16 protein-coding genes are annotated in these 18,876 nt (G+C 58.5%); 9 read left to right on the forward strand and 7 right to left on the reverse strand.

The window, feature by feature from the left end; all coding sequences use genetic code 11:
* Positions 1-86 precede the first annotated feature (86 nt).
* Both MXF20_RS03745 and zntB read left to right on the forward strand, forming a co-directional pair.
* A complete protein-coding gene (locus MXF20_RS03745) occupies positions 87-1,706 on the forward strand; it encodes a peptide ABC transporter substrate-binding protein (protein ID WP_325967719.1) in 1,620 nt (539 codons plus the stop codon).
* 130 nt (positions 1,707-1,836) lie between these two features.
* Positions 1,837-2,820 (forward strand): zinc transporter ZntB, encoded by a 984-nt coding sequence (gene zntB, locus MXF20_RS03750; RefSeq protein ID WP_325967720.1) that lies wholly within the window; start codon positions 1,837-1,839, stop codon positions 2,818-2,820.
* Between the two features lie 506 nt (positions 2,821-3,326).
* Here zntB and ttcA read toward each other — a convergent pair.
* Entirely contained in the window at positions 3,327-4,262 is a 936-nt protein-coding gene (ttcA, locus tag MXF20_RS03755) for a tRNA 2-thiocytidine(32) synthetase TtcA (RefSeq protein WP_325967721.1), read from the reverse strand.
* A 320-nt stretch (positions 4,263-4,582) separates the two neighbouring features.
* Here ttcA and iraP point away from each other — a divergent pair, with 320 nt between their 5' ends.
* Both iraP and MXF20_RS03765 read left to right on the forward strand, forming a co-directional pair.
* Complete coding sequence (gene iraP, locus MXF20_RS03760) at positions 4,583-4,951, forward strand: anti-adapter protein IraP (protein WP_325967722.1); 369 nt, start codon at positions 4,583-4,585, stop codon at positions 4,949-4,951.
* A 153-nt stretch (positions 4,952-5,104) separates the two neighbouring features.
* Positions 5,105-5,305, forward strand: a complete 201-nt coding sequence (locus tag MXF20_RS03765) for a DUF2767 family protein (RefSeq protein ID WP_275024939.1) — start codon at positions 5,105-5,107, stop codon at positions 5,303-5,305.
* 59 nt (positions 5,306-5,364) lie between these two features.
* On the opposite strand, the gene MXF20_RS03770 is transcribed toward MXF20_RS03765, so the two are convergent.
* The gene (locus MXF20_RS03770) at positions 5,365-6,021 is read right to left on the reverse strand and encodes an MgtC/SapB family protein (RefSeq protein ID WP_275029075.1); all 657 of its coding nucleotides are present in this window, start codon (positions 6,019-6,021) and stop codon (positions 5,365-5,367) included.
* A gap of 185 nt (positions 6,022-6,206) precedes the next feature.
* On the opposite strand from MXF20_RS03770, the gene MXF20_RS03775 reads away from it, so the two are divergent.
* Positions 6,207-6,479, forward strand: coding sequence for a DUF333 domain-containing protein (locus MXF20_RS03775; protein WP_275024937.1), 273 nt, complete (start codon positions 6,207-6,209; stop codon positions 6,477-6,479).
* A gap of 15 nt (positions 6,480-6,494) precedes the next feature.
* On the opposite strand, the gene MXF20_RS03780 is transcribed toward MXF20_RS03775, so the two are convergent.
* On the reverse strand, positions 6,495-7,487 hold the full coding sequence (locus tag MXF20_RS03780; RefSeq protein WP_325967723.1) for a 2-hydroxyacid dehydrogenase: 993 nt from the start codon (positions 7,485-7,487) through the stop codon (positions 6,495-6,497).
* 165 nt (positions 7,488-7,652) lie between these two features.
* Here MXF20_RS03780 and MXF20_RS03785 point away from each other — a divergent pair, with 165 nt between their 5' ends.
* The 3 genes from MXF20_RS03785 to MXF20_RS03795 are packed head-to-tail and all read left to right on the forward strand — an operon-like array spanning position 7,653 to position 10,788.
* Entirely contained in the window at positions 7,653-10,271 is a 2,619-nt protein-coding gene (locus MXF20_RS03785; RefSeq protein WP_325967724.1) for a YdbH family protein, read from the forward strand.
* On the forward strand, positions 10,268-10,456 hold the full coding sequence (locus MXF20_RS03790) for a YnbE family lipoprotein (RefSeq protein ID WP_010618431.1): 189 nt from the start codon (positions 10,268-10,270) through the stop codon (positions 10,454-10,456). The genes MXF20_RS03785 and MXF20_RS03790 overlap by 4 nt, the downstream gene beginning before the upstream one ends.
* Positions 10,457-10,467: 11 nt before the next feature.
* Positions 10,468-10,788, forward strand: a complete 321-nt coding sequence (locus MXF20_RS03795; RefSeq protein WP_275024932.1) for a YdbL family protein — start codon at positions 10,468-10,470, stop codon at positions 10,786-10,788.
* Positions 10,789-10,866: 78 nt separating this feature from the next.
* Here the strand turns inward: MXF20_RS03795 and azoR are convergent, their stop codons facing one another.
* Positions 10,867-11,466 (reverse strand): FMN-dependent NADH-azoreductase, encoded by a 600-nt coding sequence (gene azoR / locus MXF20_RS03800; RefSeq protein WP_021506120.1) that lies wholly within the window; start codon positions 11,464-11,466, stop codon positions 10,867-10,869.
* A 254-nt stretch (positions 11,467-11,720) separates the two neighbouring features.
* Between azoR and hrpA the strand changes: the two genes are divergently transcribed.
* Entirely contained in the window at positions 11,721-15,617 is a 3,897-nt protein-coding gene (gene hrpA, locus MXF20_RS03805; protein ID WP_325967725.1) for an ATP-dependent RNA helicase HrpA, read from the forward strand.
* A 1-nt stretch (position 15,618) separates the two neighbouring features.
* Here the strand turns inward: hrpA and MXF20_RS03810 are convergent, their stop codons facing one another.
* The 3 genes from MXF20_RS03810 to MXF20_RS03820 form a co-directional block, all read right to left on the reverse strand.
* On the reverse strand, positions 15,619-16,425 hold the full coding sequence (locus MXF20_RS03810; protein ID WP_325967726.1) for a serine protease: 807 nt from the start codon (positions 16,423-16,425) through the stop codon (positions 15,619-15,621).
* A 278-nt stretch (positions 16,426-16,703) separates the two neighbouring features.
* Positions 16,704-17,186 (reverse strand): acid resistance repetitive basic protein Asr, encoded by a 483-nt coding sequence (gene asr, locus MXF20_RS03815; protein WP_325967727.1) that lies wholly within the window; start codon positions 17,184-17,186, stop codon positions 16,704-16,706.
* Between the two features lie 202 nt (positions 17,187-17,388).
* Positions 17,389-18,876 (reverse strand): carboxypeptidase M32, encoded by a 1,488-nt coding sequence (locus tag MXF20_RS03820; RefSeq protein ID WP_325967728.1) that lies wholly within the window; start codon positions 18,874-18,876, stop codon positions 17,389-17,391.

The following is an 18,876-nucleotide window of genomic DNA, read 5'->3' on the forward strand; positions in this document are numbered from 1 at the left end:
TCAATCAGCGATTTGCGATAAAGTGCGGAAAGTTGCTGGCGACGCATGAGTTTGGCCGTCGCCCTTTTTTGGGTTAAGGAGTCGTGATGAAACCAACTTTCCGCACCACGCTGGCTGCTCTGATCATCACCAGCGCCATTTCACCCGCCTATGCCGCCAGTGTGCCTGCCGGGGCGCAGCTGGCCAGCACGCAGGAAATCGTGCGCCACATCAAAGATGAACCGGCCTCACTTGATCCGCTCAAGGCCGTCGGGCTGCCGGAAATCCAGGTGCTGCGCGATCTGTTTGAAGGGCTGACCAGCCAGGATGCGCACGGCAAAATCGTGCCGGGCGTGGCTGAAAGCTGGAGCAGCAACGACAACAAAACCTGGCTGTTTACGCTGCGCAAAGACGCGCGCTGGTCCAATGGCCAGCCGGTGACCGCGCAGGATTTTGTCTACAGCTGGCAACGGCTGGTGGATCCTAAAAACAGTTCGCCTTTTGCCTGGTTTGCCGCGCTAAGCGGCATTGAGAATGCCGACGCCATCACCAAAGGGCAGATGAGCCCGGACAAACTGGGCGTGGTCGCCACCGATGGTACGCACCTGAAAGTGACGTTGTCACGACCGCTGCCGTGGTTTCCCAGCATGGTCGCCAACGTCGCGATGTTCCCGGTGCCGCAGCAGGTGATTGCGCAAAACGGCGATGGCTGGACTGCACCAGGTAAACTGGTGGGCAACGGCGCCTACCAGCTGCAGGAGCGGGTGGTTAACGAGAAGATTGTGCTGGTGCGTAACCCGCACTACTGGGATGACGCGCATTCGGTGCTGACCAAAGTGACCTTTATTCCGATCAATGAAGAATCCAGCGCCACCAAGCGTTACCGCGCCGGGGATATCGATATCACCGAATCCTTCCCGAAAAATATGTATGGCCTGCTGAAAAAAGAGCTGCCGGGGCAGGTGTACACGCCGGATCAGCTGGGCACTTACTATTATGCCTTTAACACGCAAAAAGGGCCGACGGCGGATGTGCGCGTGCGTAAGGCGCTGTCGTGGAGCATCGATCGCCGCATCATCGCCGAAAAAGTGCTGGGCACCGGTGAGAAACCGGCATGGCACTTCACACCTGACGTCACCGCCGGGTTCACGCCGCAGCAGAGCTATCTGCAGCAGCACAGCCAGCAGGAGCTGAACGCCCAGGCCAAAGCACTGCTGACCGCCGCCGGTTATGGCCCGGCCAAACCGCTGCACCTGACGCTGCTGTATAACACCTCTGAAAGCCACCAGAAAATTGCGATTGCGGTAGCATCGATGTGGAAGAAGAATCTTGGCGTCGACGTCACGCTGCAGAATCAGGAGTGGAAAACCTATATCGACAGCCGCAACAGCGGTAACTTCGACGTGATTCGCGCTTCCTGGGTGGGCGATTACAACGAGCCGTCGACCTTCCTCAGCCTGCTGACGGCCAGCCACAGCGGCAATATTTCCCGCTTCAGTAACGCCGAATACGATGCGGTGCTGGCGAAAGCCAGCAATGAAACCAGCGTGGCCGAGCGCAATACCGACTACAACAAAGCCGAGCAAATCATCGCCGATCAGGCCCCGATTGCGCCAATCTACCAGTACACCAACGGGCGGCTGATCAAGCCGTGGGTGAAGGGCTATCCGATCACCAATCCGGAAGACGTCGCCTACAGCCGCGAATTGTGGATTGAGAAGCACTGACGCTGCGCCGCCACGGAAGGCGGTTTGCTGGCCTGACGAACGCTGTCATCTTTACTCACACCCTGGCAATTGCAACTGTCCCGCGTCGCGCTAGACTGTATCGTATTGTTTTTGCTAGTGAGGCGAGTACGTGAACGTCATTGAAGGAAAAGCGCTGCAGGTATCGGATGCGATTGTCGCCTGCCAGTTCGACGGCAAGGGTGGCGTTATCGCCATTGAAGATAAAGATGTCATCAACTGTGAGCGCCACTGCTGGCTGCACCTGAATTATACCCAGCGACAAAGCGCCGACTGGCTGCAGCACACGCCGCTGATCCCCGACGCGGTGCGTGATGCGCTGGCCGGTGACAGCATGCGGCCGCGCGTAACGCGGCTGGGTGACGGCTTTATGATCGTGCTGCGCAGCGTGAATCATAACGCCGATTCGCGGCCGGACCAGCTGGTGGCGATGCGCGTGTTTATCAATGACAAGCTGATTGTCTCTACCCGGCGGCGTAAAGTGTATGCCATCGATGAAGTGCTGACCGATCTGCAAAACGGCAACGGCCCGGTCGACGGCGGCAGCTGGCTGGTGGATGTCTGCGATGCGCTCACCGATCACGCCAGCGAATTCATTGAAGAGATGCACGACAAAATAATTGCGCTGGAAGATGCGCTGATGGATCAGCAGGTGCCGGCGCGCGGTGAGCTGGCGCTGCTGCGCAAACAGCTGATCGTCATGCGCCGCTACATGGCGCCGCAGCGTGATGTCTATGCGCGGCTGGCAAGCGAGAAACTGCCGTGGATGAGCGATGACGATCGCCGCCGCATGCAGGATGTCGCGGACCGGCTGGGACGCGGTCTGGATGACCTCAATGCAGGCGTGGCGCGTACCGGCATCCTGGCGGATGAAGTGGCATCGCTGCTGGCGGAATCCATGAACCGCCGCACCTATACCATGTCGCTGATGGCGATGATTTTTCTGCCTGCCACCTTTCTCACCGGGCTGTTTGGCGTCAACCTTGGCGGCATTCCCGGCGGCAGCTGGCCGCTGGGTTTTACCATGTTCTGCGGGTTACTGCTGGTGATGGTGCTGGGCGTGGCGCTGTGGCTGAAACGGCGTAAATGGCTGTGATGTTATCAGCGGGTTATCCGCGGGTAATTGACGGGTAATTATGGCGGCGCAGGGGAGAAAAGCGGAAAAAACCTGATCGACATCAATAAGCGCACAGCCCAACCGGGGCAAACTCTGTCCCGCAGGTGAATGCAACGTCAAGCGATGGGCGTTGCGCTCCATATTGTCTTACTTCCTTTTTTTGAATTACTGCATAGCACATTTGATTCGTACGACGCCGGCTTATCCGCCGGCTTTTTTTTTGCCGTTTGGCTTGCCGTCACATCCTTTCCTATGCTTTACAGACATTCAGCGAACAGGAGAACGGCATGCGCATGATTCACGCCAGCGAACCTATCCCGACCGATCCGCCACCGATTCCCGAACCCGTGCCGCAACCGCAGCCGATTCCCGAGCCCGAACCGCCGCACGACCCTGAATTTCCGCCGATAAGCGATCCCCCGCCACACCGCTAATAAAAAAGGCGCGTTGCCGAAGCGACGCGCCTTTGTTGTGCCGCAAGCCTGTTATTTAATTTCCAGCACGTCGAGGCGAGTGCTCAGGTCCGGCTGATCGTCCTCGTCGGCCTGCCAGCCCACCGGCTGCGCAGGCAGCGATTCGCGATCGAAACCAATATCCCCGCCGTCGACCACGGCATCACCGTGCTTGATACCTTTAAAATCAAACAGATTAACATCGGCCATATGCGATGGGACGATGTTCTGCATGGCGCTGAACATGGTTTCAATGCGGCCCGGATAGCGCTTATCCCAGTCACGCAGCATGTCAGCAACCACCTGGCGCTGCAGGTTGGGCTGTGAACCACACAGGTTGCACGGGATGATCGGGTACTGACGCGCTTCGGCAAAGCGCACAATATCTTTTTCGCGGCAGTAGGCCAGCGGACGAATCACGATGTGTTTGCCGTCGTCGCTCATCAGTTTTGGCGGCATGCCTTTCATCTTGCCGCCGTAGAACATGTTGAGGAACAGCGTCTGCAGGATGTCATCGCGGTGATGGCCCAGGGCGATTTTGGTACAGCCCAGCTCAGTGGCGGTGCGGTAAAGAATGCCGCGGCGCAGGCGCGAACAGAGCGAGCAGGTGGTTTTGCCTTCCGGAATCTTCTCTTTAACGATGGAATAGGTATCTTCGTTAACGATCTGGTACTCGACGCCGAGCGTGTCGAGGTAGGCCGGCAGCACGTGTGCCGGGAAGCCCGGCTGTTTCTGGTCGAGATTCACCGCCACCAGTGAAAAGTTGACCGGCGCGCTCTGCTGCAGGTTACGCAGAATTTCCAGCATGGTGTAACTGTCTTTGCCGCCAGACAGGCACACCATGATGCGATCGCCTTCCTCAATCATGTTGAAATCCGCAATCGCTTCGCCGACGTTACGGCGCAGGCGCTTCTGCAGTTTGTTCAGGTTGTATTGCTCTTTTTTATTAACTTCTTGATGTTCAGACATGAATTTCGGTCTCGGTGATCACTGGGCAGCCGCGGATGTCGCGTTAATGAGGCTCTGGCCTGGCGTGCATGAACCATGTTCACGCACGGGTCGCTGCGCTGGCCTTAACGGGTGCCGGCTGACCGCAGTCAGCAGGAAAAGTCTGTCGCGTATGGTACGGATTACAGCGCCAAATTCCAGCAAGATTTATCGCTTTACCGGCGATGCGCTCTGTACGCCGCGCTATTACCTTCAGATAACTGTTTCGCTATTCACAATTTTTAGTTTGTCGGGCATTTTGCAAGCGGTACACTGCCAGCTTCCCCAGGGAGGAATAAGCGATGAAAAATGTTGTGTTAAGCATGCTGGCGAAGATTTCACAAATTGATGCCACAACCAAGCAGTTGACCGCGCGCGTCGAGGCGCAGTCGTTGCTGATCGGTGCGCTGGTACTGGCCGTCAGTAAGAAAGGCGGCGTCACTGAAGTTATTGAAAGCGCCAACAAAGCCATCAACATGGTGATTGAATCCGCAGAGGCTGACGAGATGCTTAAATCGGATGCCGCCATTCTGCTGAGTGAGTTTCAGGATTTACTGACCATTTCACGTGCGGTTGACAGCGCCGATGATGTTATCAATCAGCAGGCGCTGGAAGGGATTACCGGTGTCAGCAGCACCAGCGACGACGAGGGCACAGACAAGCCGCAATAACGTCGTGTGTGGTAATCACGTTGTCGGCTACCATTGCGCACAATTTGCCAGCGATAACCGCACATTTATTGATCTGGGTAAAGATTTCTTCTCGCCGCGCTGACAGGATGGATTCAGCGCTTTTTTTAGTTTTTAAAGGTGAGGAGAGAAAACATGCAAACGTACGATATGGTGTTTGAGGAGGCGTGCCGGCTGGTCGGGCAATGCTATCTGGAACTGGCGCAGCGCGGTGCCGCTACCGAGAAAGAAGTGCTGGCCGGCGAGTTGCGTAATCTGCAACTGCGCTATCGGGAATTAACCGGCGCGCCCAACCGCGCGGTTGAGATGGCGATCGGACAACTCAAACCCTGCTAACCCAGCCGCCCGGCCTGCAGCGCCGGGCTTTTTATTCACCATCCCTGCGTGCGGTGCCATCAGACCATCTCCAGCGACTGCACCCCTTTGATTTCCATCACCTTGTCATAAACAGTGTGCATTGGGAATCTGCGTGACAACGTCACTTCAACGCTCAGCTCGCACAGGCCGCTCTCCTCGTTACGGTTTACCACGGCGATGTGGCCATAGCGAAGATTCTCGCGCTGCAGTACCAGCAGCACCAGCGGTACGCTTTTGGCTTTGAGATGAACGATGAGGGTGTGATGGCGGCCAATCAGCCAGTGGCTGATACGGCGGAACGTTTCCAGCACCACCAGCGCCAGTACCGTGCCGTAAATGCCGATTTCATACATGCCGCTACCAATCACCAGACCAATCGCGGCGGTAACCCATAACCCGGCGGCGGTGGTCAGGCCTTTGACGATCTGCTTTTGAATGATGATGGTGCCGGCACCAAGGAAGCCCATGCCGCTCACCACCTGCGCCGCAATACGGCTGGGATCCAGCGCCACATGATCGTTAGTCAGCATATCGGCGAAGCCATATTTTGACACCAGCATGAACATGGCGCTGCCGATGCCGACCAGGATATGGGTGCGCAGGCCCGCTTCCTTGGCGCGCATCTGGCGCTCCAGACCGATCAGTCCGCCCAGTATTCCGGCTAACGCGATGCGGATAAGCATGTCGGCTAACATCATTGCTCCTTATTAAGATGTTTGATGAACAGAGGCAGAGAAAAGCGGAAACGCTGCAATCAGGATAATTCTGCTTGCCAACGGCGATATTAAATTTTGTAAAAAGCTGTGTCGCCTATCGATCGCGCACCATTGCTGACATATGCTGGTGCGACTTTTCCGCTCACACTCCCGGAGCCCAACCGATGAAAGCCGCAACTTTACTGCTGGCCGGCGCAGCGCTGTTACTCTCTGCCTGCAGCAGCAACAGCGATAATGAACCGCCGCAGCAAGCTACCGCTGCCCACGTGCAGCCGCACGTCGTGATGTCATCTATGGCAGAAGCCAGCTGCAACAGCGCAGGCGGCACGCTGGCGTTTTCGCGTCAGTTAGACGGTTCACGCATCGGGATGTGTCAGCTGGCCAACGGTCGTCGCTGCGACGAACAGGCGCTGATTGGCGGTGCCTGCGCCCGCTAACGCAGGCGCAGAACCTTACGCCTTCACCTGATTCGAACAGGTTTCCCCGCGCGCCAGCTGCTGTAAATTGCTGAGCGTGGTTTCTGAAATCGCCGTCAGCGCTTCGGCGGTGAGAAAGGCCTGATGGCCGGTAAACAACACGTTGTGACAGGCCGACAGGCGGCGGAACACGTCGTCCTGAATCACGTCATTCGACTTGTCTTCAAAAAACAGGTCGCGTTCGTTCTCATACACGTCCATGCCGAGCGAGCCGATTTTCTGCTGTTTCAGCGCTTCAATCGCCGCCTGTGAATCAATCAGCCCACCGCGGCTGGTATTGATAATCATCACGCCATCTTTCATCTGGCTGAACGCCTGCGCGTTGAGCAGATGGTGGTTTTCCGGCGTCAGCGGACAGTGCAGGGTGATGACATCGGACTCCGCCAGCAGCGTTTTCAAATCAACATATTCCGCCCCGAGCGCCAGCGCGGCGTCACTTGGGTAAGGATCGTACGCCAGCAGACGCATGCCAAAACCTTTCAGGATGCGCATCGTCGCCACACCAATCTTGCCGGTGCCGACCACGCCAGCGGTTTTATTGTGCATGTTGAAACCGGTCAGGCCGTCCAGCGAGAAGTTGGCATCGCGCGTGCGCTGGTAAGCGCGGTGAATGCGACGGTTGAGCGTCATCATCAGACCTACCGCGTGTTCCGCCACCGCTTCCGGCGAATAGGCGGGCACGCGAACTACCTGCAGCCCGAGCGCGGCTGCGGCGTCGAGATCAACGTTGTTAAAACCGGCACAGCGCAGCGCGATATATTTCACGCCGATCGCCGCCAGCTCTGCCAGCACCGCCTTGCTCGCGTCATCGTTAACGAAGATGCACACCGCGTCGCAGCCGGCGGCGTTTTTCGCCGTGGCTTCGCTCAGCAGAAAGTCAAAAAACTGCAGCTCAAATCCGTAGCCTTCATTAACGTGCTCAAGGTATTTCTGGTCATAATGCTTGGTGCTGTAAACCGCAACTTTCATTGTTTCGCTCCTGAAAAATGTTACGTCGGTATCACATCAGGATAACGTTTTCCGCGTCACTTTGCTGTTCTTCAGCCAGACTAAAGCGGTAACGCCTTCATTTGCCGGGCGTAACATGCCATCATCTCTGTCAGGATTCGGTTAAGAACAGGAAAGTTAACAGCCATGACGCGGGGCCTCCGTCGACTACTTGCTGCGCTTCTGGCGCTGATACTGCTGCTGCTGGGAATGCTGCTGACGCTGACGCACTGGCTGCCCCGGCTGGCAGGTATCTGGCTGCCGGAAAACACCCGCGTGGAGCTGCACGGCGCGCCGCACTGGCGGCAGGGCCGGCTGGTGTTTCCTGACGTGCGCTATCTCGCTGGTGACTGCCTGCTGGCGCAGGTTAGCGACGTGGCGCTCGGCCGGACGCAACAGCGCTGGCAGCTCGACGCGCGCGAGGTGGCGCTCAACAGCGATTGTCTGCAGGCGCTGCCGCACAGTGCCACCCGTGATGCGCCGCGCAGCCTGGCCGAATGGCAGCAGATGCTGCCTGGTGCCGATATCCATCTGCAACAGCTCACCATTTTGCCGTGGCAGCAATACGCCGGCCGCTTCGATCTGACCTTAGACCAAGACCGCCAGCAGCTGCGCTATCAGGGCGACAACCTGCGCGTCGCCGCGCGCCTGCAGGGGCAGCAGCTGCACATTGACCAGCTGCAGCTCAGCCATCCTTTACTGCCGCAACCGGTGGAACTGCACGGTGATCTGACGCTGCCAACTTTTGCCGACGGCCTGCCGGTGGCGGGTGAGCTCAGCGGTGCGCTGAACCTGATGCAGTGGCCGCAGCCGCTGGCGCTGACGCTTAACTGGCAGCAGCAGCAGGGCGAACTGGTGGTGCGCCAGCAACAGGATCCCCAGCCGCTGTTGCAGCTGCCGTGGCAGGTCGATGCGCAGCAAATTCGCATCACCGGCGGTCACTGGCGCTGGCCGTTCGATCAGCAGCCGCTGTCGGGCGGCGTGGCGCTGACGCTGGATAACTGGCAGCAGGGGCTGGCGGATACGCAGATTAGCGGCCGCTTTAATTTGCTGACCGCCGGGCGCGGCGGAAAAGGCAATCTGGTGCTGAGCATCGGGCCGGGCAAGCTAAGCCTGACCGACAGCGCACTGCCGTTCCAGCTGACCGGTGAAAGCAAGTTTGCCGACCTGCAGCTGTACGGCACCATTCCCGGGCAATTACATGGCATGCTGAGCGATCCGCAGCTCAGCCTGCAGCCGGGCGCGCTGCTGCGCCTGCGTGGACGCCTGCTGTCGACACTGGAAGTGGATGAAGCACGCTGGCCGCTGGCGGGCGTCAGCGTGGCCTCGCGCGGCATCAATGGCCGGTTACAGGCAATCCTTAATGCACACGATCCCAGTTTCGGCCGCTTCCGGCTGCATCTCGACGGGCGCGCCAGCGACTTCTGGCCAGACAGCGGACACTGGAACTGGCGCTACTGGGGCGAGGGCGTGATGGCGCCGCTCAGCGCTAAATGGGACGTGAAGGGCACCGGCAGCTGGCAGGATACGCTGATCAGCCTCGATACGCTGAACACCGGATTTGATCAGCTGGCGTACGGCATGGTGCAGGTGGATAAGCCGCGCCTGACGCTGACCGCGCCGGTGCGCTGGCAGCGCGATGTGTCACAGCCGACGTTTAATGGCGGGTTTGCGCTGCGTTCCGGCCAGACCCGCTTCAGTTACGGTGGCTGGCTGCCGCCGTCCGATCTGCGTTTTGAGGCGAAAGGGCGCGATCCGGGGCATTTTCTGTGGCGCGGTCAGCTCACTGCCGAAGACATCGGACCGCTGCGCGTGCATGGCCGCTGGGACGGCGAACGACTGCGCGGTGAAGCCTGGTGGCCGGCGCAGTCGCTCAGCGTCTTTCAGCCGCTGCTGAGCAGCGATTTGAAGATGCGTATTCAGTCTGGCGAACTGCGCGCGCAGATGGCCTTTTCCGCCGCCAGCGGCCAGGGATTTGAGGCGGGCGGTTTCTGGGCGGTGAAACAGGGCAGCGTGTGGATGCCGGACAGCGAAATCAACGGCATCGATTTTACCCTGCCGTTCCGCCTGAAAGACCATCAGTGGCAGCTGGGGCGCCGCGGGCCGGTGTCGCTGCGCATCGCCGAAGTGAAGAACCAGTTTGCGCTGCAGAACATCACCGCGGATTTGCAGGGCCACTATCCGTGGCAGGAGCGCCAGCCGCTGACGCTCAGCAACGTCAATCTCGATCTGCTCGGCGGTCACGTCAGCATGCCAGCATTGCGGTTGCCGCAGCATCAGCCAGCGCGGATTTCGCTGCGTGACATAGATCTCAGCCGACTGGTAACGGCGCTCAAGCCGAAGCAGTTTGCCATGTCCGGTAAAGTGAATGGCGAATTGCCGCTGTGGGTGAACAATCCGCACTGGCTGATTGAAAAAGGCTGGATCGCCAATAGCGGTCCGCTGACGTTCCGCATGGACAAAGACATGGCGGATGCGATTGTCAGCAATAACGTGGCCGCCGGGGCGGCGATGGACTGGCTGCGCTACATGGAGATTGCCCGTTCGTGGGCGACGCTGGATCTGGATAACGTCGGCAACCTGATTCTGCAAAGCGAGGTGAAAGGCACCAGCCAGTTCAGTAACCGCCGCCAGTCCGTCAATCTCAACTACCGTCACCAGGAAAACCTGTTCCAGCTGTGGCGCAGCCTGCGCTTTGGCGATAATTTGCAATCCTGGGTGGAGCAGAACGCCACCCTGCCATCTAACAAGGATCCTAAACCATGAGCCTGAGGGCATTACTGGTGCTGACAGCGGGACTGCCGCTGCTGGGCTGTGTGCCGCGCATCGAAGTCGCCGCACCCAAAGAGCCAATCACCATCAACATGAACGTAAAAATCGAACATGAAATCCATATCAAAGTGGATAAAGACGTCGAAGCGCTGCTGAAGAATCAGAGCGGACTGTTTTGAGGAGAGGCACGATGAAACGCAAGGGGATAGCGCTGTTAGTCGCGCTTTTGCTGGTGCCGTCGGCCTGGGCACTGACGCTGGATCAGGCGCGTCAGCAGGGGCGCGTGGGTGAAACGCTGAGCGGTTACATTGCCGCCCGCCAGCAGGATGACGAGACGCTGGCGCTGGTTAAGCGCATCAATGACGGCCGCAGCCAGCAGTATCAGCGCGTGGCGCAGCAAAACAATCTTACCACCGCTGAGGTGGCACGCATCGCCGGTGAGAAGCTGGTTAACCGTGCCGGCAGCGGCGAATATGTGCGCGGGATTAACGGCCAGTGGCTGCAGAAATAAGCGGTTTTACCACGACGCAGGCATAAAAAAGCCGGGCACTCAGGCCCGGCAAGATAGATAGCATTTTTTTAATGATGATTACGCAGCAACAATCTGTTTGATCGCGTCTTTAGCATCGCTGGCGGCTTTGGTCGCCACTTCCGGACCGTAGGCAATGCCTTCGGCGAATACGAAGTCCACGTCGGTAATACCGATGAAGCCGAGGAACAGTTTCACGTATGGGGTCAGCAGATCAGTCGGGGTGTCTTTGTGAATACCGCCACGGCTGGACAGAATCACCGCGCGCTTACCTTTCACCAGACCTTCCGGGCCTGCTTCGGTGTAGCGGAAGGTCACGCCAGCACGGGCAATCAGGTCAAAATAGTTTTTCAGCTGAGTAGGAATGTTGAAGTTGTACATTGGTGCAGCGATCACCACGGTATCGTGCGCCTGCAGTTCAGCAATCAGTTCATCGGACAGGGCCAGCGCGTCCTGCTGACGTGGCGACAGCGGCGCGTCGGAAGGACGCAGGGCGCCAACCAGTTCACCATCCAGTACCGGAATCGGCTGGGCAGCCAGATCGCGTACCGTAACTTCGTCGCCTTTGGCGCGGGCTTCATCAGCGTAGAAGTCTGCCAGCTGGTTAGACTGTGAGTAACCGGCAAGGATGCTTGATTTCAGAACTAAAACTTTGCTCATGGTATTTTCCTGTACGTTACGCGGTTGGCTTACCGCTCAATGCGTTACACTCTACGGAGTTCGCCCGGCAGGTAAAAGCGCAATATTTCGAGGCCTATGTTCGAAATTATTGAATAAGGTGGCACGTCCGGTCAGGTGAGATGTTCCAATCTGTGCTAAGATGGCGGGCATTAATCGATTGAATCCGCCGGAAAATTCTGCCCGGCGCCGAGCCGCAAGTGCCGGCTCACTGCAACAACAGGTAATTCATCACTATGTCATCATCCGTTACGTCACCTCTGGCCCCACTCTGGTCGCGGCTCGATAACCTGATGCTGCGCGACCGCAAAGCGCTGCAGCGTCGTCTGCACGGTGCGGAAAAGGTGAAAAATCCGGCTGCGCAGCAGGCGATTCTGGCCGAGCTGGAGCCGGTGTTCGCCGCGGCAGAACAGCGCGTGGCGCAGCGCGCCGCCGCGACGCCGCGCATTACGTTTCCGGACAATCTGCCGGTCAGCCAGAAGCAGCAGGACATCGCTGCCGCGATTCGCGATCATCAGGTGGTGATTGTCGCCGGTGAGACCGGCTCGGGTAAAACCACCCAGCTGCCGAAGATTTGTCTGGCGCTCGGGCGCGGCGTGAAAGGGCTGATTGGACACACTCAGCCGCGCCGTCTGGCGGCGCGCACTGTGGCGAACCGCATTGCCGAAGAGCTGGAGACCACGCCCGGCGGCACCGTCGGTTACAAGGTGCGGTTTAACGATCGGGTGAGCGAAACCACGCAGGTCAAACTGATGACCGACGGTATTCTGCTGGCGGAAATCCAGCAGGATCGTCTGCTGCTGCAGTATGACACCATCATCATCGATGAAGCGCACGAACGCAGTCTGAACATCGATTTCCTGCTGGGTTACCTGCGTGAACTGCTGCCGCGTCGTCCCGATCTGAAAGTGATCATCACCTCCGCGACCATCGATCCGCAGCGTTTCTCGCGCCACTTCAATAATGCCCCGGTAATCGAGGTTTCGGGCCGCACGTATCCGGTCGATGTGCGCTATCGTCCGGTGGTGGAGGATGCCGAGGACACCGAGCGCGATCAGCTGCAGGCAATTTTCGATGCGGTTGACGAACTGAGCAGCGAAGGGCGCGGCGACATCCTGATCTTTATGAGCGGCGAGCGCGAAATTCGCGATACCGCCGATGCGCTGATGAAGCGCGATTTACCGCACACCGAGATTCTGCCGCTCTATGCGCGCCTGTCCAACGCCGAACAGAACCGGGTGTTCCAGGCGCACAGCGGCCGCCGCATTGTACTGGCGACCAACGTGGCAGAAACCTCGCTCACCGTGCCGGGCATTAAATATGTTATCGATCCCGGCACCGCGCGCATCAGCCGTTACAGCTACCGCACCAAAGTGCAGCGTCTGCCAATCGAGCCCATCTCGCAGGCGTCGGCGAATCAGCGCAAAGGGCGCTGCGGCCGCGTGTCGGAAGGGATCTGTATCCGCCTCTATTCGGAAGATGATTTCCTCAGCCGTCCGGCGTTTACCGATCCGGAAATTCTGCGCACCAATTTAGCGTCGGTGATTCTGCAGATGACCGCGCTTGGACTGGGCGACATCGCCGCATTCCCGTTTGTCGAAGCGCCGGATAAGCGCAACATTCAGGACGGCGTGCGCCTGCTGGAGGAGCTCGGCGCGATTACCCTGAGCGAGGAAGGGGCGTACAAACTGACGCCGTCCGGCCGCAGCCTGGCGCAACTGCCGGTCGATCCGCGTCTGGCGCGCATGGTGCTGGAAGCGCAGAAATATGGCTGCGTGCGCGAAGTGATGATTATCGCCGCTGCGCTGTCGATTCAGGACCCGCGCGAGCGTCCGGTGGAGAAACAGCAGGCATCGGACGAGAAACACCGGCGTTTTGCCGACAAAGAGTCAGACTTCCTCGCCTTTGTTAATCTGTGGAACTACCTGCAGGAACAGCAGAAAGCGCTATCCGGCAACCAGTTCCGCCGCCAGTGTAAAAGCGATTATCTCAACTACCTGCGCGTGCGCGAATGGCAGGATATCTATACCCAGCTGCGCCAGGTGGTGCGGGAGCTGGGCATGCCGCTCAACAGCGAACCGGCGCCGTACCGCGAAGTGCACTGCGCGCTGCTCACCGGTTTACTGTCGCACATCGGTCAGAAAGATGCGGAAAAGCAGGAGTTTACCGGTGCACGCAACGCGCGATTCGCGATTTTCCCCGGTTCCGGCCTGTTTAAGAAGCCGCCAAAATGGACCGTAGTGGCGGAACTGGTGGAGACCAGTCGCCTGTGGGGCCGCGTGGCGGCGCGTATCGATCCGGAATGGATCGAACCGCTGGCTCAGCATCTGCTGAAGCGCAGCTACAGTGAACCGCACTGGGAGAAAGCGCAGGGCGCGGTGATGGCGACGGAAAAGGTCACGCTGTACGGTCTGCCGATTGTGCAGGCGCGTAAGGTCAATTACAGCCGCATCGATCCGCAGCTCAGCCGGGAACTGTTTATCCGTCATGCGCTGGTGGAGGGCGACTGGCAGACGCGTCACGCCTTCTTCCGCAACAACCTGAAACTGCGCAGTGAAATCGAGGATCTGGAGCACAAATCGCGCCGGCGCGACATTTTAGTCGATGACGAGACGCTGTTTGCGTTTTACGATCGCCGTATTGGCAGTGAGGTAGTGTCGGCGCGCCACTTTGACAGCTGGTGGAAACAGGCCAGCAAGGACAATCCGGATCTGCTGAGTTTTGATAAGCAGATGCTGATCAAAGATGGCGCGGAGAAGGTCAGCCAGCTGGACTACCCGAATTTCTGGTATCAGGGCAACCTGAAACTGAAGCTAAGCTACCAGTTCGAACCGGGCGCGGATGCGGATGGCGTCACGGTGCATATCCCGCTGCCGCTGCTCAACCAGGTCGACGAGGCCGGTTTCGAGTGGCAAATCCCCGGCGTGCGCCGCGAGCTGATTATCGCGCTGATTAAATCGCTGCCGAAACCGGTGCGGCGCAACTTTGTGCCGGCACCTAACTACGCCGAAGCCTTTCTCGGCCGCGTGACGGCGCTGGAACAGCCGCTGCTGGATGCGCTGGAGCGTGAATTCCGGCGCATGTCCGGCGTCACCATTGAGCGCGACGCCTGGCAGTGGGATCAGGTGCCCGATCACCTGAAAATGACCTTCCGCGTGGTGGATGAGCACAACCGCAAGCTGCAGGAAGGTAAAGACCTGCATCAGCTGAAGCAGATGCTGAAAGGCAAGGTGCAGGAGACGCTGTCCAGGGTGGCGGATGACGGACTGGAGCAGAGCGGATTACACCTGTGGAGCTTCGGCGATCTGCCGCAAAGCTATGAGCAGAAGCGCGGCAACTATCAGGTCAAAGCCTGGCCGGCGCTGGTGGATGAAAAAGACAGCGTCGCGATTCGTCTGTTTGACAGTGAACGCGAGCAGCAGAAGATGATGTGGCGCGGCCAGCGGCGGTTACTGCTGCTGAACATTCCTTCGCCAATCAAGTATCTGCACGAGAAGCTGCCGAACAAGGCCAAGCTCGGGCTCTATTTCAATCCGTACGGTAAAGTGCTGGAGCTGATTGACGACTGCATCGCCTGCGGCGTGGATAAGCTGATGGCGGACGCTGGCGGACCGGCGTGGCAGCAGGAAAACTTTGAGCAGCTGCGCGACAAAGTGCGTGCCGAACTGAACGACACGGTGGTAACCATCGCCCGCCAGGTCGAGCAGATTCTCACCAGCGTGTTCAACATCAACAAGTTCCTCAAGGGGCGGGTGGACATGACGCTGGCACTGGCGCTGGCGGATATCAAAGCGCAGCTGAGCGGGCTGGTGTATCGCGGTTTTGTCACCGGCAACGGTTATCAGCGACTGGGCGATACGCTGCGCTATCTGCACGGTATTGAGCGCCGGCTGGAGAAGCTGCCGGTTGATCCGCACAGCGATCGGGCGCGGATGCTAAAAGTGCAGGCGGTGGAGCAGGCGTGGCAAAGCTGGCGTAACAAACTGCCGCCGCAGCGTCAGGACGATGAAGAGGTACAGGCGATCCGCTGGATGCTGGAAGAGCTGCGCATCAGTTATTTTGCGCAGCAGTTAGGCACGCCGTATCCGATCTCTGACAAACGTATCCTGCAGGCGATGGAGCAGCTGGGCTGAGTTATTGCGCCAGCGCTTCCAGCTTGTCTTTGAAGGATGTCACGGCAATGGCGCGGTTATCGGCACGATAGCGATCGGCCGGTGCCGGCGCCGAGCTCTGCACCGCAATCAGCTGCCACTCGCCGTCACGCTTCAGCAGCAGCGGTGAACCGCTGTCGCCCGGCAGGGTATCGCACTGGTGCGACAGCACGGCGCGCTGCGCCCAGCCGGTGATCTGGCAATCACTGTGCGAGTAAAGCGTATCCAGATGATCAGCGGGATAACCGGCCTGCGTCACTTTGCGGTCGGTGGTTTTCAGCGCGGCGGTTAAATCGCTGCGCGAACCGTCAAACAGCGGAATCGGCACGATGCCGGACGGCGGATTGTGCAGAATCACCAGGCCGTAATCGTAAGGGGCGGCGTCCGGCGGCACGATCCAGCCCTCACCATCTGCCTGCAGACGCCGCGCCAGCGAAGGCTCTACGCGCGCGTCAATATCATGAATTTCGTAACGCCAGCCTTTGGCACCCGCCATAAAGCGCAGCGCGACCGGCTTATCAAATTTGCCCGGTGGCGTCAGTAAGCAGTGTCCGGCCGTCAGCGCCAGATGGGCCGAAATCAACGTGGCACTGCACAGATTGCCGCTTTCTGTCTCTAACTGACCGATGGCATCCCACGGCGCCGCACTGACGTCGGTAATGGCTTTACGATGATCTTTGCCGAAGAACAGCGTTTTGATCTCTTCCGGGCTTGGGCCGTCTTCATCATCGGCATGTGCTGTGAGGTTAATGCTAAAAAGACCTACAAATAACAGGATAGCCAGGCGCATAGTTCTCTCAATGGCGAGAATAAATAGAGGTTATGGTCATCACGCTTGAGCGATAACTATAGTCGGTGAGCGGTAAAAAAGGGAGAAATATTGGAGTAATCAGCACGCTACAACGACTAGATAAAAAAGCTGGCCGCAATAATGCCGCACAGAATCATGACAATCAGGATAATTTCGAAGCGATAGCGACGCACCATTTTTCGCTACTCCAGTAAATAAACACCCGGCAGAACCGGGTGTTTTCAATCATTAATGCGGTGTTGGCGCGCAAGGCAACCTTATTTAGCAGCTTTTTTCGCTTTGTGGTGCTTTTTAGCAGCCTGAGCTTTCTGAGCAGCTGGTTTGGTTACTTTTTTGTGGTGCTTTTTAGCCGCCTGAGCTTTCTGTGCAGCTGGCTTGGTGGCTTTGTGGTGTTTTTTAGCAGCCTGGGCTTTCTGAGCCGCTGGCTTGGTGGCTTTCTTGTGGTGCTTTTTAGCGGCCTGGGCTTTCTGTGCTGCTGGCTTGGTGGCTTTCTTGTGGTGCTTTTTAGCCGCCTGCGCTTTCTGAGCCGCTGGTGCTTTCTTCTCTACTTTCTTGTGCTTTTTAGCAGCCTGCGCTTTCTGAGCAGCGGCTTTCTTGTGGTGAACAGCTTTGTGCTTAGCCGGTGCAGCGGTAGTCGCAGCAGCAGCAGGAGCAGGAGCAGCAGTTGTTGTCTCAGCAGCGAAGGCTACAGAAGACAGACCCATAGCAGCGGCGATCACCAGCGCAAATAATTTTTTCATTGCAAAACCCTCGAACTATTTTTTCATGTGTAGCCCACTGCGGGGCCGGTGAATGCACTATATGAAAAACAATTCGCGCCTTCAGTGAGGGAATGGTATCGGCGTGTAACGGATTGTACAAAGCAGGAAAACCGGGCGAGGGCGCTGCAATCGCGGGCGGCTGTACAGGTAAAAAACGGCGGCCAGCCCGGCCGCCGCACGGTTATGCAGAGAGATAACGCTGTTCCAGATGCTGACGGAAATAGTGTGGGTTGAGCGCTTCGCCAGTGGCGTTGACTAACAGCTGTTGCGTCGGGAAGCGGCTGCCGTGCTGCCAGATGTTCTGCTGCAGCCAGTCAAACACCGGTTGCAGTTCACCCTGCTGTATCAGTTGGTCCACCTGCGGAATGGCGCGTTTTACCGCCTGGAACAGCTGAGCGGCGTACATCGCACCCAGCGTGTAGGTCGGGAAGTAGCCGAAAGCACCGTCGGTCCAGTGAATATCCTGCATACAGCCGTCGCGGTAATTACCGCGCGTATCGATACCCAGCGACTGCTGCATTTTTTCATCCCACAGCGCCGGAATATCCTCGACTTCAATCTCGCCTTCAATCAGCGCCCGCTCGATTTCGTAGCGTAAAATCACGTGGGCCGGATAGCTCAGCTCGTCGGCATCGACGCGAATGAAGCCCGGCTTCACGCGCTGGGTCAGACGAATAAAATTGTTGCGCTCCAGCGCCGGCTGGTCGCCCATCAGCGCCACTACCTGGGGATGAATATGCTGCAGGAACGCGTGGCTGCGCCCCAGCTGCATCTCCATAAACAGGCTCTGCGATTCATGCATCGCGGTCGAGCGCGCCAGCGCCACCGGCTGTCCGCGCCACTGCTGCGGCAGGTTTTGCTCATAGCGCGCATGGCCGGTTTCGTGGATCACGCCCATCAGCGCGCTGAGAAAATCGTTTTCGTTGTAACGCGTGGTGATGCGCACATCTTCCGGCACGCCGCCGCAGAACGGGTGCGCGCTGACGTCCAGCCGGCCGTGATTAAAGTCAAACCCTAATGTCGCCATGATGCTCAGGCCGAGCTGCTTCTGCGATTCGATGGCGAAGGGGCCGACCGGCTGGGCAATTGGCGTTGCCTGCTGGCGGGCCACGGCTTTTTGCAACAGATCCGGCAGCCAGCTTTTCAGCTCACCAAAAGTGCTGTCGAGCTGTGCGCTGGTCATGCCTGGCTCAAACACATCCAGCAGCGCATCGTAACGGGAAACACCAAGCGCATCGGCGCGCAGCTGTGCCTCTTCGCGGCTCAGCTTCACCACTTCTTTCAGGTTAGCGCTGAAGCCCTGCCAGTCATTGGCCGGACGCTGACTGCGCCACGCGTGTTCACAGCGCGAACCGGCCAGCGATTTGGCTTCCACCAGCGAGGCCGGCAGCAGCGTTGCCTGGCGCCATGCGCGCTGCATTTCACTCAGGTTGGCCTGTTCGACATCATTCAGCGACTCCTGATGGGCGGCATCGAACAGGGCGCCGAGGCGTTTGTCGGTCAGCTGCTCGTGCATAAAGACGCTCAGCTCCGCCATCGCTTCACCGCGTGCCTGGCTGCCGCCTGGCGGCATGGTGGTTTGCATATCCACGCCGGCAATCGCGCCCAAATGGCCAAAGCGCGCCAGGCGCTGAAAAGTGCGGCTAAGTTCCTGATAAGCTGCAGTCAT

This window comes from Pantoea dispersa, from assembly GCF_035783935.1.
In the GTDB taxonomy this organism is placed as follows: Bacteria; Pseudomonadota; Gammaproteobacteria; order Enterobacterales; family Enterobacteriaceae; genus Pantoea; species Pantoea dispersa_C.